We start from the raw sequence: 17,308 nt of genomic DNA on the forward strand, positions 1-17,308 counted from the left end.
ATTCTAGTCTGCCTGCAGTGTCGATCCTAGAGCCTTTTCTGACGTTTACGTAGGAAAAACATTCTGATACTTATGTACCAATCCCACGGAGATGTACCTCCGAACCACAACGATAACGACACAGGGATTCAGGCAGTGGACGCAGTTCTCAACCCCGCAGCCGGTAGCCGCCAGCGCTCCAAACTCGTGACACCTCAGGCATCTGCCGATTATCTGCCAAGACCCCAGGTTCAGGCGGCACTGGCCGCCCATCCTCATGCTCGCCTCCTGCTGTTCTCGGCACCTGCCGGGTTCGGCAAGACCACCGCCCTTGCGGCCCTGGCCGAGCAACGCCGCACCGCCGGCAGCGCAGTGGCCTGGTTCTCCCTGGAGGCCGAGGACGACGATCCCGCGCGATTCTTCCAGCAACTGATCAAGACCCTCGGCGAAGCCGTGCCCGGCGTTGGCGACTACGCCCGCGGCTACCTGCATAACACCATGCAGGTCCCGGTCAACGCCGTGCTCGAAAGCCTGCTGGTGGACCTCGCCCGCCACAATGGTCCGCTCCTGCTGGTGCTGGATGACCTGCACCTGTTGAAAGACCCCGAACTCTTTTCCGCACTTGGCCGCCTGGTGCGCCTGGCCCCTGCCAGCTTCTCCCTGGCCGTCGGCAGCCGCTCCCTGCCGCCGCTGAGTCTGGCCACCTTGCGGGCCAAGGGCTGGCTGCTGGAGATCGGTCTCGACGAGTTGCGCCTGTCCGTCGAGGAAACCCGCGACTACCTGGCCCGTACCGGCCTGCAACTGGATGATGCAGTACTGGCCGCGCTGCACAGCCATACCGAAGGGTGGGCGATTGGTGTCCAGCTGGCGAGCCTGTGGCTCCGCCACCAACCGCAAGCCACTGAGCAGATGGAGTGCCTGGGCAGTGACCAGGCCACGGTAGGTCAATACCTGCTGGCCAGCGTTTTCGAGCAGCTGTCTGCCGATCTGCAGGACGCCTTGCTGGCCCTCGGTGTCGCCAGCCAGCTCAGTGGTGACCTGGCCAACGCACTGACCGGGCGCCAGGATGGCCAGGCGTTGCTGGAACGGCTGGAAACCATGCAGCTGTTCCTGCTGCCGCTGGATCGTGAGCGGCAGTGGTACCGCTTCCACCACCTGTTCGCCGACTTCCTGCGCAGCCGTCTCAAGACCCGTGATCCGGAGCGCCTGAAGCAACTGCACTTCAACGCCAGTCTCTGGTTCACCAACCATCACATGCAGAACCTCGCCATCGAGCACGCGAGCCTAGCCGAAGACCCGGACATGCTCGCGGCGCTGGTGGATGGCTGCGGCCTGGAACTGATCAACCGCGGCCAGTTGAACAAGATCTACCGCTGGCGGCAGAAGGTGCCGGACGATATTGCCGCGCGTTACCCGACCCTGGTACTGGCGGATGTCTGGAACCGTGCGACCGAGATGGCACTGCCGGAAGCCATCCAGATGCTCGACGAGTTGCTGGCCCGCTGGGGCGGAACCCGCGCCGAGGCGCAGATCAGCGACAAGTACCTGGCGACCCTGGCGGTAAAGGCGGCCCTCGCCCTGCAGAAGGACGACCTCGAACTCTGCGTCACCATCGCCCGCCGGGTTGAGGCGCAACTCGGGCGCAACCAGGCCTTCCTCGAAGTGGCCATCCTGGTGATTGGCGCCATGGCCCTGGCGGTCCTCGCCCAGCCGGACCAGGCCCGCCGCCTGCTGTCCCTGGCCCAGCAGCGCAACCACTTCCTCGAAGGCCGCTACCTGGACATGCAGCTGGCCAACGTCGAGATCCTCCTGGCCCTGGAACAGGGCCAGGTGCGGCAGGCGCAGATGCTCTTCGATCAGATGCATGCGCAAGTCATGCCGCACCTGGGGCAAAAGTCCCGTGCGATGGCGCTGCCGGTCATAGTCGAATCCCTGATCGCCTACCAGCAGGGGCGCCTCGACGGCCTCGAGGAACGCCTCGGCAGCGCGCTGACCCATATCGACGTCATCCGGCCGATCGACATCTATGCCCAGGGCATGCTCTTCCTTGCGCGCATCCAGCGCATGCAGGACAAGCCCAAGGAAGCCCAGGCGACCCTGGTGCTGATGCAGAACCTGGCCGCACGCAACCAGTCCTGGCGCTTCTATGCGCGAGCGGTGGCCGAGGAAATCTCGCTGACGCTCCAGGAGCCTGGCACCGATCGCATCAAGCGGGCCGAACAGCGCTTCAAGGGCGTGGATTGGAACAAGCTGGCCAGCGGCGGTACCCAGCACGGCGCCAATTCGGCGCTCTGGGTACAGGGGCTGATCCGCGTGCGCCTGCAGCAAGCCCGTGGGCACTTCAGCGAAGCCCTGCACGAGATCACCCAATTGCGCGGCAAGCTCCAGCCCAACTGGCATGGCCTGCAACGGCTGCGCCTGGACCTGCTGGCCGCCCTCAGTTACCAGCGCCTGGGTTATCAGGAGCGCGCCCAGAGCCTATTGGTGCAGTGCCTGCTCTGTGCCGAGCGGGAGGGCGTGCGCAGCCTGTTCATAGAGGAGGGCGAGGCCATCCGCCAACTGCTCCAGCAACTGGAAGCGGCCGAACGCCACCCCGCGCTGCAAGGTTTCATCCGCGACCTGCTGGCGTCCTGGCCCGGCAACGACGCACGCAAATCCCTGGATGTGCTGGAAGAAGGACTCACCGACCGTGAGCGCGAGGTGGTCTGTCTGGCCGCCAAGGGCATGTCCAACGAGGAGATCGGACAGCAGCTGGCCTTGGCGCTGGGGACTGTCAAATGGCACCTGCACAACATCTACGAAAAGCTCAAGGTGCGTAACCGGACCCAAGCGATCCGGCGTGCCCGCGAGCTGGGGCTGCTCGAATCATGACCGACCTCTGCCTGTCACGCCCGCACCAGATTCCCCTCCTGCGCACCAAGCTGTTCCCGGCCGATGCCGGTGGCCGCCCGGTACTGCCGCGCCGAGCGTTGATCCAGCGCCTGCAGGGCGCCCGCAGCCGCCGCGTACTGGTGCTCAGTGCGCCGGCCGGATTCGGCAAGAGCACCGTGCTCAGCCTGTTCCGCCAGCACCTCCAGATCGATGGCGCACATGTCGCCTGGCTGTCCTGCGATGAGGCCGACAGCGAGCCGCAACGCCTGCTGCAGTACCTGGTCGCCGCGGTGGATGCCGCATTGCCCGGCTTTGGTGGCAATACCGTTGGCCTTCTGCAGGGTGATGTGAACTGGCCCATCGAGGCGGTGATCGACGCGTTCGTCGGCGATCTGAAACGCATCGAGGGCGACCTCTACCTGATGCTCGATGACTTCCACCGCATCCGCCACGTAGCCCTCGACCAGGGGGCGCGCTACCTGATCGAGAACCTGCCGGCCAATGTCCACCTGGTCAGCAGCACCCGCTTCACACCACGGCTGTTGTTCAGCGAGGCGGAATCGCTGTTGCTGAAAGCCGAAGACCTGCGCCTGACCCTCGAAGAAACCGAGGCCTACTTCCGCGAGGTGCGCCAGTTGACGCTGGCCAGCGATGAAGTGCGCCTGCTGCACACCCGCACCGAGGGCTGGATCACCGCGCTGCACCTGGCGAGCCTGGCGCTGGCCCGGCATCCCGATCGTGCTGCCTTCCTCGCCAGCCTCAGCGGCACCGAGCGCAACATCGCCGACTACCTGACCGAGGACGTGCTCGAAAGCCTGCCGCAACCCTTGCAGCAGTTCCTCGAACAGACCTCGGTGCTCGACGACTTCTGCGCCGACCTGTGCAATGCCCTGACCGGCCGCCGCGATGGGCTCGACATGCTGATGCGGCTGCAGCGCGAGCAGCTCTTCATCATTCCCCTGGACGAGCAGGGCGAGTGGTTCCGCTATCACCATCTGTTTGCCGAGTTCCTCCAGGGTCGCCTGGCGCGCCAGACGGATCCGGCAACCCTGCTGCATGCGGCGGCGCGCTGGTGCGAAGGCCACGACATGCCGGACCGCGCCATCAAGTACGCCCTGCGTGGCCGCGATTTCGCCTTCGCCGCCGCGATGCTGGAGCGCCAGGGCGCACGGCTGATCGCCGGCAACCGGGTCTACGGCATTCTTTCGATGCTCAAGGGCGTGCCCGCCGAGGTCATTCGCGAGCACCCGGTGTTCCAGATCTTCTATGCCTGGCAGTTGGCGTTCGAGCAGCGATTCGCGGAGTCCGAAGCGCTGATCGAGGAAGTCAGCACGCGACTGCTGCAAGGGCGCGGCAAGGTGATCCATTTCGGCCTTGGCGAACTGCTGGCGGCCTCCCAGGTGCTCAAGGCCCTGGTCATGCTCTATCAGGACAAGCTGGAAGCCTGCCTCAAGGTCGCCCGCCAGTGGCTCGCCATGGTGCCGGACAACCAGCCGGTGTTCCGTGCCAGCCTGGCCTGCGTCCAGGCGGCGGCCTATGCGCTGATGGGCGAATTCGGCGAAGCCGCGAAGGCCATCGCGATAGCCCGTGACAACCTGAAACTGGTGGACAGCGAATACCTGCATGTCATGACCAGCCTGATCGAGGCGCTGATCTGCAAGGAAAGCGGCGAACTGGAACGCGGCCGGGCCATCGCCGAAACCGCCCGAGCCCGTGTGGAACGGGTGTTCGGGCGACGCAGCCGGGTAGGTGGGCCGCTGGCCCTGGCCTACGCCGACCTCCTTTACGAACAGGACCGCCAGGCCGCAATCCTTGCCGAACTGCCCCTGGCGACTACCTGGCGAGATGTAGCGACTCCGGTGGAATTGATAAGCCGTGGTCAGTTGGTGATGGCGCGGGCGCGATTCTTTGCCGGTGAACCGGAGCAGGCGCTGGCCCAGCTCGACGAATGGTTGGCTGGCCTGCAGGGTGCGGGCTACGAGCGGGTCTTCGCCCATGGAATGGCCTGCAAGGTGCAGTTCCTGCTCTGGCTGCGGCGGCCCAACGAAGCCGAGCGCATCTGCCTGCAACTGCAGCAACACCTGGCCGTGCTGCCGCTGGCGCGTTACTCCGATGCGCACACGGTGCTGGCCCTGACCGAGGCACGCCTGGCACTCACCGAGCGCCGCCCCGAGCGTGCCCAATCGAGCCTGGAGAATTGCCTCGCGCGGCAACAGGACGAACACCAGCGCGATCGTCGCCTGCGGCTGTCGCTGTTACTTTCTGTGGCGTACTGGCGCAAAGGTAACAGCGAGAAGGCCTTCGTCCTGTTCCAGAACACCTTGGAAGAGGCCTGGAATCGTGGCTACCGCCGGTTGTTCCAGGATGATGCGCTCTGGCTGTTGCCGCTCTGGGATGCCTGGCGCGCCGCCGAACCCAAGCGTGCCGGCGCCTGGCAAGGTGTGGCCGAAAGCCTGCGCGAGCAATGCCGCCGGCTCTCCGTGGATCCGGAAACTTTCGATGAAAATCAAGATGTTAGCCATCGAGAGCGCGAAATCCTGCGGTATGTCGCGGCAGGTCTTTCCAACCGCGACATTGCCCAGGCGGTGCACCTGTCAGAGGCCACCATCAAATGGCATCTGCACAACCTGTTCGCCAAGCTCGGGGTGCGCAGCCGTACCCAGGCCGTGTTGAAGGGCAAGAGTCTGGGCCTCCTGAGCGAGGCCTGAGGTGGGGAACCCCACAGCCCCTCCATCCCTTGGATGGGCTGGCAGCGGGGGAGGGGCTAAGTAGTTTTGTTCCCAGGTCGAGAAGCATGGTGCTTCACGAATCCTCGCCGGATGCGATTAAGGAAGCAGCGTCCGGCCAGGAGATCGGCGTCAGCCGGTCCAACTGCCGATGACAGGAGTCGACGGCAGGCCCCGGGGGCAACCCACCTGTGAACTTTGGAGATAAAAAGAATGAAAAGCTTCAAACAACTGGCTCTGGCCGCTGCTGTGCTCGCTGCTCCGTTCATGGCCCAGGCCGACCTCAAGGCCATGGACGATTCCGCTCTGTCCGGTGTGACTGGTCAGGACGGCATCAGCATCTCCGGTAGCTTCAACGGCTCCATCGGCAGCATCGTCTACACCGACTCCGAAACCTCCGGCAGCACCACCACCGCCGGTACCCTGCGCCTGGAAACCGTGTCCTTCACCGGCTTCGACATCCTCGACAGCGACCCGCTGAAGATCGACGTGATCGACGGTGGCGCCGGTGGCAGCGACAAGCTGCAGATCAGCCTGCCGTCCATCACCGGCCAGCTCTCGGTCGGCGCCATCCGCGTCGGCGACTCCAGCGCCGCCAGCATCGGTTCCCTGGCCATCAACAACATGAACATGTCCGGCTCCACCCTCAAGGTCTGGGGTCACTGACAGCTCGTTGATCCTGTAATCCGGAAAGCCTCGCCGACCTGGTCGGCGGGGCCTTTCCCCAAGAAAAGAGTCGAGTAGTCGGAACGGCAATGATCGAAATCCTGATTGGCAGTTTGCTCGGTCTGTTCGGCTTCACCCAGACGGTGGACACCAAGCCGCAACCGCAAGGTGCGGTAAACATCAGCCAGCCGCTCTCGCCCAATGGTCCGTACCGTGAAACGGCCGTGGTCGAGCCGATGAGCCAGCTGCAATTTCGCAACGTCATCCGTCAGGCCTACGACTACAGCTGCGGCTCCGCGGCACTGACCAGCCTGCTGGACTACTACCTGGGCCGGAACCTGGAAGAACGCCAGGTGATGGAAGGCCTGCTGCGCTACGGCGAAGCCGACAAGATCGTCGAGCGCCGTGGCTTTTCGCTGCTGGACATGAAGCGCTTCGTCGGCGCGCTGGGCTACAAGAGTGGCGGATTCCGTGCCGAATTCGGCGACCTCGACGCCCTGGAGCATCCGGCCATCGTTCCGATCCACTACGGCGGCTTCAAGCATTTCGTGGTGGTGCGCGACGTCTACAACGACCACGTATTCGTCGCGGACCCCGCACTCGGCAACATCAGTTTCACCCGTGCCCGTTTCGAGGAAATCTGGGACCAGAACGTCCTCTTCGTGATCTTCCCCTCGGGCAACGAACCGCAGAACGCCATGGCCCTCACCGAGCGCGACCTGCGCCTGGTGGACGATCGCATCGTCAGCCTATTGGCGTTCAAGGAGTTTCCGCAGATCACCAAGTTCACCCAGAACGAAATCGACGAACTGGGTTCGGGGGGCGATATCCGCTACATCCGCCGCAAGTGACACCCGCTCATAACAAGAAAGACCTGGGGATAGCACCATGGGACCAAGGGAATACGCATGGCTGGCCATGCTGGTGCTCTGTACCAGTCTGCCGCTGCAGGCCGAGGAGAGCTCGGTGGACGAGGCGCGTGACGCGCTGAGCAAGAAGGACGACGACGCCGACAGCGCCAAGGCGCTGGAAGAAGTGTTCCAGGCCTCCGAGAAAAGCTACACGCTGTTGAAGAAAGGCGAGCGCACGCTCACCTACGGTTTCGACTACTCGCTGGTGCGCGATACCCAGATCGAAACCTTCCGCACCGGCAGCAACGTCTACAGCGTGCTCAGCCAGAGCGAGGCCCAACACACCTTCACCAACTCCTTCACCTTCGACTACGGGGTGTGGGACAACCTGACCTTCAGCGTGCGCCTGCCCTTCGTCGCCAAGTACGACACTGAGCGCGACCTGAACGTCTACAGCCTCGGTGACATCTCTGCCTCCCTGCGCTGGCAGCCCTGGGCCTCGACCCGTGGCCGGCCGGTCACCACGCTCTTCGCCACCCTGGGCCTGCCCACCGGGGAAAGCCCTTACGACATCAACTCCGAAAACGACCTGTCCACCGGCAACGGCTACTACAGCCTGGGCGTAGGCGCCAACATGTCCTACGTGATCGACCCGGTCGTGCTGTTCGGCTCGGTGGGATACACCTACAACATGCCGGTGCATGACATTCACCAGATGCGCGGCGGGCGCATCCTGGAAGACGTGGAACCGGGTGACACCCTCAACTTCAGCATGGGCTTCGCCTATGCGCTGTCCTACGACGTGTCCCTGGCCACCTCGTACCAGATGGCCTACACGACCAAGCCGACATACAAGTTCCAGACCGCCAACCTGGAGGGAACCGAACAGACCAGTTCGATCATGAACTTCTCCCTTGGCCTGCGAACGTCGCCGGACTACATCATCAACGTCAACGCCGGCTTCGGCATGACCGAGGACTCGCCGGACGTACTCCTGGGGCTTTCCGTACCCCTCGACATCAAAGGCCTCAAGGCCCAGTAACCGGCGAGAGATCACCTCATGAGCACGCACCTTTCGCCGCTTGCGCGGGCGATCGTCGGGGTAGGCCTTTGCTGGGCGGGCCTGGCCCAGGCCCAACTGGCCAACGACCTGACCATCGGCAACCCCAAGGCGATGGCCATGGCCAACGCCATCACCGCCGATTCCTCCGGGATCGACGCGGTGCACTACAACCCGGCCGCACTGACCAAGCTCAAGGGCCGCCAGACCACGGTGAAGTTCCTCACCGGGGTGATGGACATTCGCGCCAAGTTCGAGGCCCCCGAGGACTACGGCTTCCTCGGCTACGACGACGACCCGGTGGCGAACTCCAGTAGCCGCACCCTGACGCCAGCCATGTACCTGCCGGGCATGGGCGGCATGACCGAAGTGCCGGTGCTGTTCGCACCGCTGGCGGGTCTGTCTATCAACCCGCCGGGCTCCAAGTTCACCTTCGCCACCAACGTCTACGCACCCATGGCCCTGGGCTACTCGCGGGACTCGGACAGCGATCCGGCGCGCTACCAGGGGCGTGAGGTCGCCTTGCAGCGCATTACCTACTTCTCGCCCTCGGTGGGCTACCAGGTGAATGACGAGCTGGCGGTGGGCCTGTCCATTGGTTTCTCCCACCAGGCCATGGCGCTCAACCAGGACTTTCGCAACCCGGGCTTCCTGACCGGACTGACCCGGCTGTTCAACGAGTTCCTCTGCCTGCCCGGGCTGGGCGAAGTCGTCTCGGGAATCATCAACGTCTGCGGCGGCAAGATCGGTCCCTTCGACACGCTGGCCAACATGGACCTGGACCTGCAGCAGTCGCTGTCGCCGACCTGGAACATCGGCTTCCTCTGGGAGCCCACCGACTGGTTCGCCTGGGGCGCCACGTACCAGAGCGAGGCGCGCATGCATCTGCAGGGCAAGTACCGGGTCGACTACAGCAAGGACTGGCAGGGCTTCTGGTCCGGCATGCAGTCCTCGCTGTTCGGCCAGGTGCTGAGCCCGCTGTTCCCCTACGGCAACGTCGACGAAGAGATGGGCAACGCGTCATTGGACATGACCTACCCGGACAACTTCTCCACGGGCATCAAGATCGTTCCATTCGACCGCTGGCAGTTCAACTTCGACCTTAAGTGGAGCGGCTACAGCGACTGGAACGAGTTCGAGATCGAGTTCGACCGCGAGCTGGACCTGCTGCGCATCGCCAAGAACTTCGGCGGCGGCAATGCCACCAGCCACAGCATCATCCTCGACCGTGGCTACCGCGATACCTGGAGCTGGGCGCTCGGCGTGCAGTACCAGTGGACCGATCGCCTGGCCGTGCGCGCCGGCTACGAGTGGCGTCCCTCGGCCATTCCGGACGACAAGGCCGACGTGCTCGCACCCATCGGTGATGCCCACCTCTATGGCCTGGGCCTGGGTTATCGCTGGGACAAGGACACCAACATCGACATCGGCTTCAACTACTTCACCACCAGGCAGAGCACCAAGGCCGACACCAGCTGCAGCCTCAACTGCACCGGTATCGACAACCTGGTCTACAACCCTTACGCCGGACAAAACGTCTCGACTTCAGTGAAGGCGTACATCCTGGCCCTGACCTACCAGACGACCTTCTGATGAAAGTGCCCATCCTGCTTATCGCCATGACTCTCGCCGGCACCGCTCACGCCAGCAGTGGCCGCTACCTGACCTGGATCGACGATCAGGGCCGCGTCCACAACACCTTCGTCGACAGCCGCTACAGCGAGCAGCAGCGCCAGGCGGCCAGGCGAGTCGTGCAGAGCGACCAGGCACGCCTGAAGGATGGCGGCGACGCACTGTGGCCCGGCAGCGCCAAGGCAGGCGAGAGCAAGCGGCGCTATTTCACCTGGGTGGATGCCAGCGGCAATCTGCAGAACAGTTTCTACGCGGCGGGGCAGGTGGATTCGGGCCATCGCGATTTCGTGCTGCCCAACGGCCAGCGCTCCGAGGAGTACGTCGACTCGGCGGTCCTCGAAGGCCGCGGCTACTCCCGGCCGGAACAGGGCCCAGCGTACTTCACCTGGGTCGATGAGCAGGGCCGCACACACAACTCGCCGGTGCCTGCCCGGGGCAAGGAGTCGGAAGCGGATGACGCGCCTCCCGGCCCCATTGCCTATACCGAAGCCCGCGAGATGGAATTCAAGCGCAAGGCCGCTTTGTTGCCATCCCTCGATGGCCAGCCCACGGCCGCCATGAAGGCCTTGCTGGAGGGCAGCGAAGAGCAGGGTGAGGCGCTTTACCAGAGCCTGGTGGAGCGCTGCTGCGGTCAGTTGGCGGACGCCGCCTTCACCGAGGTTTCAGTAGAAGAGCCGCGCTACGAGGAGCTGAACAACCTCTCGCCCAGCTTCGACTTTCCCATGGGGCGCAGCTACTACAGCGCCCTCAAGCTGCCGCGCTCCCAGCATAGCTACGGGCTGCGAATCCGCAGCTTCGCCAATCGCCAGGTGGTCTATCCCTCGCTGCTGTTCCTCGACGAAGCCAAACGGCCGACGCGGCTGGTGAGCGATGCGGTCTATCAGCTCCACGGCGAAACCTGGTACCGCTATGCCTTCATCGAAGGCACGGTGCAGGTCCGCGCCAATCAGGGCGAACGCTACGTACTGCTGCTGACCACAGACGAAGACCGCAGCGTGCAGACCCTGGACAACAAACCCTTCAAGCGCCCCCTGCAGGACCTTGCCTTGAGCGAAGCGGGCATGCAGGTGCATGAGCACAGTGACCAGGGTTCGTTCGAACTGGCCATCGTGAAATGAGGCACGGACTGCCCCCTCTACCTCTTTAGGGGCGATTTCGATCGCCAAGCAGGCCGAAGGTCTGCCGGGTGGAGTCTCGGGGGCAACTGCGTTGCCCTTGGCCAATGAGTTCACCCTTACAACGCCAGCCTCATGGCTCCACCCGCGCTATGCTGGCAATCCCTGCGACCCGAAGCGGATTTCCTGCCATGTCCGACACAAGCGCACTCTTCACCAGAAATTCCGACGCTTACCGCGCCAGTCGCCCCACCTACGACCCCGCGCTGATCGCTTGGCTCAGCCAGCAGGCACCGGACCTTTCCCTGGCTTGGGATTGCGGCTGCGGTTCCGGTCAGGCGACCGTCGACCTTGCGCGGCATTTTCAGCGGGTTGTGGGAACCGATGTGAGCGCGCAGCAACTGACCAAGGCCGAGCAGGCCGCCAATATCGACTACCGCTGCGAGCCGGCGGAGCAGACTTCGCTGGCCAACGCCAGCGTTTCCCTGACCCTGGTGGCGCAAGCGCTGCACTGGTTCGACCTGGAACGCTTCTATGCCGAAGTCCGCAGGGTCAGCCGGCCGGGCGGGTTGCTTGCGGTGATTTCCTACAACCTCACGACGATCACGCCCGAAGTGGATGCGCTGGTCAGTCACTTCTACAGCGACATCCTCGGCAGTTACTGGGCCGAGGAGCGCAAGCACGTGGAGCAGGGTTATCGCACCCTGCCGTTCCCTTTCGAGCGCATCGAGGTGCCGCCCTTCAACCTGGATGCCCAATGGGACCTGGCGCGGCTTCTGGGCTACCTGGAAAGCTGGTCGGCCCTGGCGACCTACCAGAACGCCCACGGCAACAACCCGCTCGACCCGCTACGCGAACGATTCACGCAGGCCTGGGGCGACCCGGCGAGCACCCGCCGGGTGAGCTGGCCATTGGTGGTGAATCTGGGGCGGGTGCGCTGAGCGGTGCACGGCTCCTCGCCTGTGGGAGCGAATTCATTCGCGAATAGGGCGGTTTAGCCGCCCTGGTATTCCCGGCAGTACTGCGTACTGCATCGCGATTGAAATCGCTCCCACAAGTCAATCCTCGGCCGGTCCGGGCCTCAAGCCGGCAGGCTCGCATCCTTCCCATTGTGCGAGGTGAAATCCACCGACCGGTCCACCATGTTGATCGCCGCCACCAACTGCTCAGGCTGTGAGCGGGCCGAGGCCATGGTCCATTGATCGAAGCGGTCGTTGCCGATGCGCACCATGCGGATATGGGTGGTGCGGTCGGCATCGACTACCGGGTCCGGGTCGAAGAAGCCGAGCTTGCGGCGCAGCTTCTCCAGGTCCGCCGGGTCGCCGGTGAGGAATAGCCAGCCCGGACCGACATGGTGGGACTCGGCGTATTCCCTGAGGATCTCCGGCGTATCCAGCTCCGGCTGCAGGGTGATGGAGTACATGAAGACATTCTTCCCGGCCCGGTCGCCCAGGAGCTTCTGGGTGCCGCGCAGGTTGGCGGTCATGGTGGGGCAGAGGCCGCCGCACATCGTGTACATCATGTTGAAGGTCACCACCTTGTCGCGCATGAGATCGTCATAGAGCTTCACGCGCTTACCGAGGTGGGTGTAGAGGGTGAGGTTAGGGAAGTAGCGGGCGCCGAAGCTGTCGCCCTCGGCGTACTCGGGTTCCGGGGCGGCCCAGTTGCGATCTACCAGGCCGGCGCCCAGCGCGGCCAGGCCTGTGGCAGCCACACCGGCGCCGAACAGCAGATTTCTGCGAGTGTTCATCTGGCATCTCCAGTAACGATCAAGGGTTGGCTATGGCTCAGCTGACGTTGCACCCGGCTGGCGGTTCGGGCGGCGTGTCGTCCTCGATGTCCCAGCGCATCATCATGCCGTGGTCCTCGTGGATCACGTTGTGGCAGTGCATGACGTACTTGCCGGTGAAGTCGCGGAAGCGCAGGAACACCCGAACCGCCTCGTTCTTGCCGAGCACATAGACGTCCTTGCGTCCTCGCTCGTGTTCCGGAATGGCCACCGGCACACCGTTGACCGTCTTGCTGAGGATGCGACCTTCCTCGAAGTGAATATGCACCGGGTGCTGCCAGCCGCCACTTTCGTTGACCAGCTCCCAGATCTCGCACTCGCCCTTGTCGATCTTGGCGCTGGTGTCGAGGATATTCTCCGGCTTGCCATTGACCGCCCATTCGCCGCCCTTGCGGTCGAACACCCAGCGGCGCACCTTGGCCCGTTCGATTTCCTCGTCGCACAGTGGGCGTAGCGGCCGCAGGACATCAGGCACCTGGCTCAGGTCCTGCTCCGGCGGGTCACGGTCCACCAGCAGCTTGAGCACCTTGGTGCCGGAACCGTCTACCTTGTCCGGTCCCTTGGTGGTGTCCTGGATCAGGCGGTTGGTAAGGAACAGCTCGGTGCCGACGGGGTACTTGGAGAAATCCACCACCAGGTCCGCGCGCTCGGCGACGCCCAGATGAACCTTGCCCATGTTGCGGATGGGCGCGGGCAGCAGGTTGCCGTCATTGGCGATGTAGGTGAAGGTCTGCGCCTTGCCCTTGCTGTCGTTCAGGTAGAACTCGTAGAAGCGCGACGGGCCGGCGTTGAGCAGGCGCAGTCGGTACTTGCGCCGCGCGACGCGCAGCACTGGCTCGATCTTGCCGTTGACCAGGATCTTGTCGCCCAGCGTGCCGTCCGGACTGAAACGGTCGAAGACGAGCTGACCCTTCGAATCGAAGCGCATGTCGTTGAAGCTCAGCATGTAGTCGTACGGATAGCTAGGCAGGCGCAGCGCTTCCGGGCTCGGGTCTTTCTCGTTGCCGGAGTCCAGGTGGTCGAAGATGACGTAGAAGCCGAACATCCCGCGCACCACGTTCTGCGAGGTGGCTTGCCAGGTGTGGTCGTGGAACCACAACGTGCCGAGCGCTTCGCGGTAGTCGCCGATGCCGTTCTGCATCTCGTCCAGGCCGGCGTATACGTTGGGGTAGAAGTGGTCCTTGTACTCGCCCTTGAAGTCCATGGTCAGGCCCTGCTTCTGGGCACTGAAGAAATCACCGGGAAAACCGTCACTTTCCGAAGGGCAGTGCAGATTGTGCAGGTGCACCGAGATGTACGGGACGCCGACGCCGACATGGTCCTTGGGCAACTTGCAGTGGAAGCGGCAGAGTACCGGCTGACCATAGCGGGCGAAGATGATCGGGCTGAAGCTATCCGGGGTGGAGTCGGCGGCGCGGTAGCTCCAGACCTTGGTTTCCGGCAGGTCCGGGTGCGCCTTCCACGGGCGCTCCACCACGTTGATTTCATACATCGTCGGATCGATGCCCAGTTGGTCATAGCGCTGGTGTGGTTTGCGGCCACATTCCCCGTGCTCGGCGTCGGCGGTGACGGAAGGCGGAACCACCTGCACGCCGTCCGCTCCATGCAGCACGCTGACCGGGTTCAGCGGACTCATCTGGTTGGGCAGGAATTCCTTCCACGGAGTGGTCTTCGGGCTGGCGACATCGGAGGTGTCGCTGTCCTTGGCGTGACTGTCACGTTCGGTAAGGAGCAAGGGCAGGGCGCTGGCGGCTGCGGACCATTTGAGGAATGAACGGCGGTTGGTGTTGGCGAGTGGTTGTTGGTTGCTGTCACCTGTGACATTGCTGGCGACAAGCGGAGTGCCCCTGAACAGCAAGCGAGAGATATTCACGGCTGCGGTCCTCCACAGCTTGATTGACGGTGAACTTTCGATCGCTCTGTCCGCCTCAGAAGCACCTCGTACCGGTCGGCCTTGTTGGCTCTGTAGTGATTGCCGGTCGAAGCTTGTATCGCGCTTATGAAACAGGTTGAAACAAACTTAGAGGAGGCAATTCCGCGGTGCCATCATTCATCTGGGTGAAAACCGCCTCTGGCGGACTGGCGGCTGAAGTACGGATACGAACGGTATAAAAGTACAAATGTATTAGTGACTTAGAGCGGCAAAGCCTTGGCGCTTGGTTGCTGGTGGAAAGTTGACACTTGTGGGAGGAGAGATGCACCAGGTTCCACGCTACGCGGTAGCCGAAGGGTTGGACGAGGAACGCCGGCTGCTGGAGCGCATCCAGCAAGGGGAAGGGGAATGCGGGTTGCTCCTGTGGCGACCACGGGAGGCAGCGTTGGTGATGCCGCAGCGCATGAGCCGACTGGCCGGATTCGCCGCCGCCGGGGCTGATTGCCAGTCGCTGGGCTGGCCGGTCGCGTTGCGCGACAGCGGTGGCGAGCCCGTGCCGCAATCACCGGCGGTGCTCAATGTGGCGCTTGTCTATGCCTTGCCACCCCGTGAGAGCGAGCTGACCAGGATCGAGAACGCCTACCTGCGGCTCTGCCAGCCGATGCTCGACTGGCTGGCCGGCATGGGACTCGAAGGCGGGCTGGGTGAGGTGGATGGCGCTTTCTGTGACGGCCGTTACAACGTCACCCTGGAATCGCGCAAGCTGGTCGGCACCGCCCAGCGCTGGCGACGCCGGCGCGACGATGGTCGTCATGTGGTATTGGCGCACGCCGCGGTGCTGATGGAAAACCAGCGCGAGCCCATGGTCGAGGTGGTGAATGCCTTCTATCAGGGCTGCGAGCTGGAAAATCGCTGCCGCGCCGGAAGCCATATCGCCCTGGACGAGTGCGCGGGGCAGGTATGGAGCCACCTGGATTCACTGCGTGATTGCTATCGCCGAACGCTGGCCGAGGCAGGCCTGGATCTGGAGTGAGCAGAAAGGGGAGCGGAGGCCGCTTGTCGTCAAATAGAAGTAATTCACATTCGGTAGCGACTATCGCTTGACTGAAAAATGAGAATCATTATTATTACAGCCACTGGCCTCGCGGCCAGCTGGATAAGCTGACAAGCCCAGTTTCGGACTCATCAGATTATCTCCTCATCAGGCTAATCACGGTTATTGACCCGGCAATTTGCCGGGTCTTTTTTTGACTGCGATTTCTGCGGCCGCCGAAATCGGCCTTGATGTGTGGGTGGATCACGCTTCACCGATCCACCACAGGTGCCCGTTCCGAGGTCCGCTGGTGGATGTACCGAGGCGTCGGTACACATTTGTAGGGACGAATTCATTCGCCAAGCAGGCCGCAGGTCTGCCCATCGGACTTGCAGGGGGCAGCTTCGCCACCCTTGGCGATTGAAATCGCCCCTACAGCTCTGCGGTGACCTTCGTCAACGGGGTCAATGCCCCTTCGCCTTCCTGATCCGCAGGACTATCACGCCGAGTATCAACGCCACGACCGGTGTCATCACAAGGATCGCCGCCTTCGGTGACATATCCAGGCCGAGCGTGTGCAAGCCGCCGTAGAACAGCTTGAACAGGCTCAGCAGGTAGTAGCTGATGGCGATGATCGACAGGCCTTCCACCGCTTTCTGGATCTTGATCTGGGTATCGGCGCGGGCGTTCAGGCTGCGCAGGATCTCCGAGTTCTGTTCTTCCACTTCCACCTGGACGCGTGCCTGCAGCAGGTCGCCGAGGTTGGCCACGCTCTGGCCCAGGCGTACCAGGCGCTGGTCGGTGGCGGCGCAGTAGCGCACGGTGGGGCGGAAGCGTCGTTCGATGAACACCCCCAGGCGCTGGCAATCATCGATATGGGATTCACGGAGCTCGTTGATGCGCTCGAAGACGATCTGCGCGTAGGCCTCCGTGGCGCTGAAGCGCTGGCGGGTCCGGGCGGTGCTGCGCACGATACGGGCGGAGAGGGCGGCAATATCCGTCGACAGCTCCTTGGCGCTGCCCTTGCTCTCGGCGTTACGGTCGGAAAGCCTGGCCAGTTCCTTGTCGTATTCTTTCAACTGCCCGCTCACCGCCTGGGCCACCGGCAGGGTGAGCGAAGCCATCATTCGATAGGTCTCGATTTCCAGCAGGCGGCGGATCATCCGGCCCAGGCGATAGGCGTTGAGCCGGCGGTTGACCAGCAGGATGCGGTTCACGCCGTCTTCGCTCAGGCGGAAGTCCGACCAGGCGATGGCATCGCCGCCGCCCAAGGTGGAGCCTGATGGGTCCTTGAACCCATAGGCGGAGGTGTCGCCCGCCCAGTTCGTCTCCGACTCCACCAGCACCTGGTCGGCGTTGATCAGCAGATGGCGGTAGTCGGCCACCAGGCTCTCCAGCGCTGCCGGCAGGGCCGGCCAGAAGTCGTCGCCCGCCTTGCGTGGCACCACCAGGGTGAGGGTGAAGAACTCGGTATGGCGTTCCCATTTCAGGGTGTCTTCGCCCAGTCGCAGCAAACCCTGGGAGCCATTGGTGGCCAGTGAAGCATCGGCAGTCTGGTTCAGGTGCTCGACCAGGGCGTCGCAGACGTCCTCGGCGTCGGCGAAGGCGAAGTGATAGACGTTGGCCGGATCACGAAAATAGATCGACGGCCGCGAGTGCAACTCGTTATGCAGGGCTTTGCGAAGTGGGTGCATGGAGACTTCTGCGTGCAGG

Annotated in this window: 12 protein-coding genes; 9 read left to right on the forward strand and 3 right to left on the reverse strand. The window is 63.5% G+C overall.

Annotated features, from left to right (window positions below; all coding sequences use genetic code 11):
* Positions 1-135 precede the first annotated feature (135 nt).
* The 8 genes from SA496_RS09485 (at position 136) to SA496_RS09520 (ending at position 11,841) form a co-directional block, all read left to right on the forward strand.
* Entirely contained in the window at positions 136-2,850 is a 2,715-nt protein-coding gene (locus SA496_RS09485) for a LuxR C-terminal-related transcriptional regulator (RefSeq protein ID WP_256660971.1), read from the forward strand.
* Positions 2,847-5,558 (forward strand): helix-turn-helix transcriptional regulator, encoded by a 2,712-nt coding sequence (locus tag SA496_RS09490; protein WP_330115323.1) that lies wholly within the window; start codon positions 2,847-2,849, stop codon positions 5,556-5,558. Before SA496_RS09485 ends, SA496_RS09490 begins: the two co-directional genes overlap by 4 nt.
* 231 nt (positions 5,559-5,789) lie before the next feature.
* A complete protein-coding gene (locus SA496_RS09495; RefSeq protein WP_120651455.1) occupies positions 5,790-6,242 on the forward strand; it encodes a DUF6160 family protein in 453 nt (150 codons plus the stop codon).
* Between the two features lie 89 nt (positions 6,243-6,331).
* Entirely contained in the window at positions 6,332-7,093 is a 762-nt protein-coding gene (locus tag SA496_RS09500; protein WP_077526270.1) for a C39 family peptidase, read from the forward strand.
* Positions 7,094-7,130: 37 nt separating this feature from the next.
* Entirely contained in the window at positions 7,131-8,135 is a 1,005-nt protein-coding gene (locus SA496_RS09505; RefSeq protein ID WP_174235577.1) for a transporter, read from the forward strand.
* Between the two features lie 18 nt (positions 8,136-8,153).
* The gene (locus tag SA496_RS09510; RefSeq protein WP_120651453.1) at positions 8,154-9,746 is read left to right on the forward strand and encodes an outer membrane protein transport protein; all 1,593 of its coding nucleotides are present in this window, start codon (positions 8,154-8,156) and stop codon (positions 9,744-9,746) included.
* Positions 9,746-10,903: a MalM family protein gene (locus SA496_RS09515; protein ID WP_330115324.1), complete on the forward strand. Its 1,158-nt coding sequence runs from the start codon at positions 9,746-9,748 to the stop codon at positions 10,901-10,903. Before SA496_RS09510 ends, SA496_RS09515 begins: the two co-directional genes overlap by 1 nt.
* Before the next feature lie 188 nt (positions 10,904-11,091).
* On the forward strand, positions 11,092-11,841 hold the full coding sequence (locus SA496_RS09520; protein ID WP_153920289.1) for a class I SAM-dependent methyltransferase: 750 nt from the start codon (positions 11,092-11,094) through the stop codon (positions 11,839-11,841).
* A gap of 140 nt (positions 11,842-11,981) precedes the next feature.
* Here the strand turns inward: SA496_RS09520 and SA496_RS09525 are convergent, their stop codons facing one another.
* Together SA496_RS09525 and SA496_RS09530 are read right to left on the reverse strand one after the other, a co-directional pair.
* Positions 11,982-12,650 (reverse strand): SCO family protein, encoded by a 669-nt coding sequence (locus SA496_RS09525; protein ID WP_120651450.1) that lies wholly within the window; start codon positions 12,648-12,650, stop codon positions 11,982-11,984.
* A 37-nt stretch (positions 12,651-12,687) separates the two neighbouring features.
* On the reverse strand, positions 12,688-14,562 hold the full coding sequence (locus SA496_RS09530) for a multicopper oxidase family protein (protein ID WP_120651449.1): 1,875 nt from the start codon (positions 14,560-14,562) through the stop codon (positions 12,688-12,690).
* Between the two features lie 322 nt (positions 14,563-14,884).
* Here SA496_RS09530 and SA496_RS09535 point away from each other — a divergent pair, with 322 nt between their 5' ends.
* On the forward strand, positions 14,885-15,595 hold the full coding sequence (locus tag SA496_RS09535; RefSeq protein ID WP_330115325.1) for a lipoyl protein ligase domain-containing protein: 711 nt from the start codon (positions 14,885-14,887) through the stop codon (positions 15,593-15,595).
* Between the two features lie 464 nt (positions 15,596-16,059).
* Here SA496_RS09535 and SA496_RS09540 read toward each other — a convergent pair whose 3' ends face one another.
* A complete protein-coding gene (locus SA496_RS09540; RefSeq protein WP_153920296.1) occupies positions 16,060-17,289 on the reverse strand; it encodes a DUF3422 domain-containing protein in 1,230 nt (409 codons plus the stop codon).
* Between the last annotated feature and the right edge of the window lie 19 nt (positions 17,290-17,308).

Origin of the sequence: Pseudomonas sp. JS3066, assembly GCF_036328175.1 — a bacterium.
Taxonomy (GTDB): Bacteria; Pseudomonadota; Gammaproteobacteria; order Pseudomonadales; family Pseudomonadaceae; genus Metapseudomonas.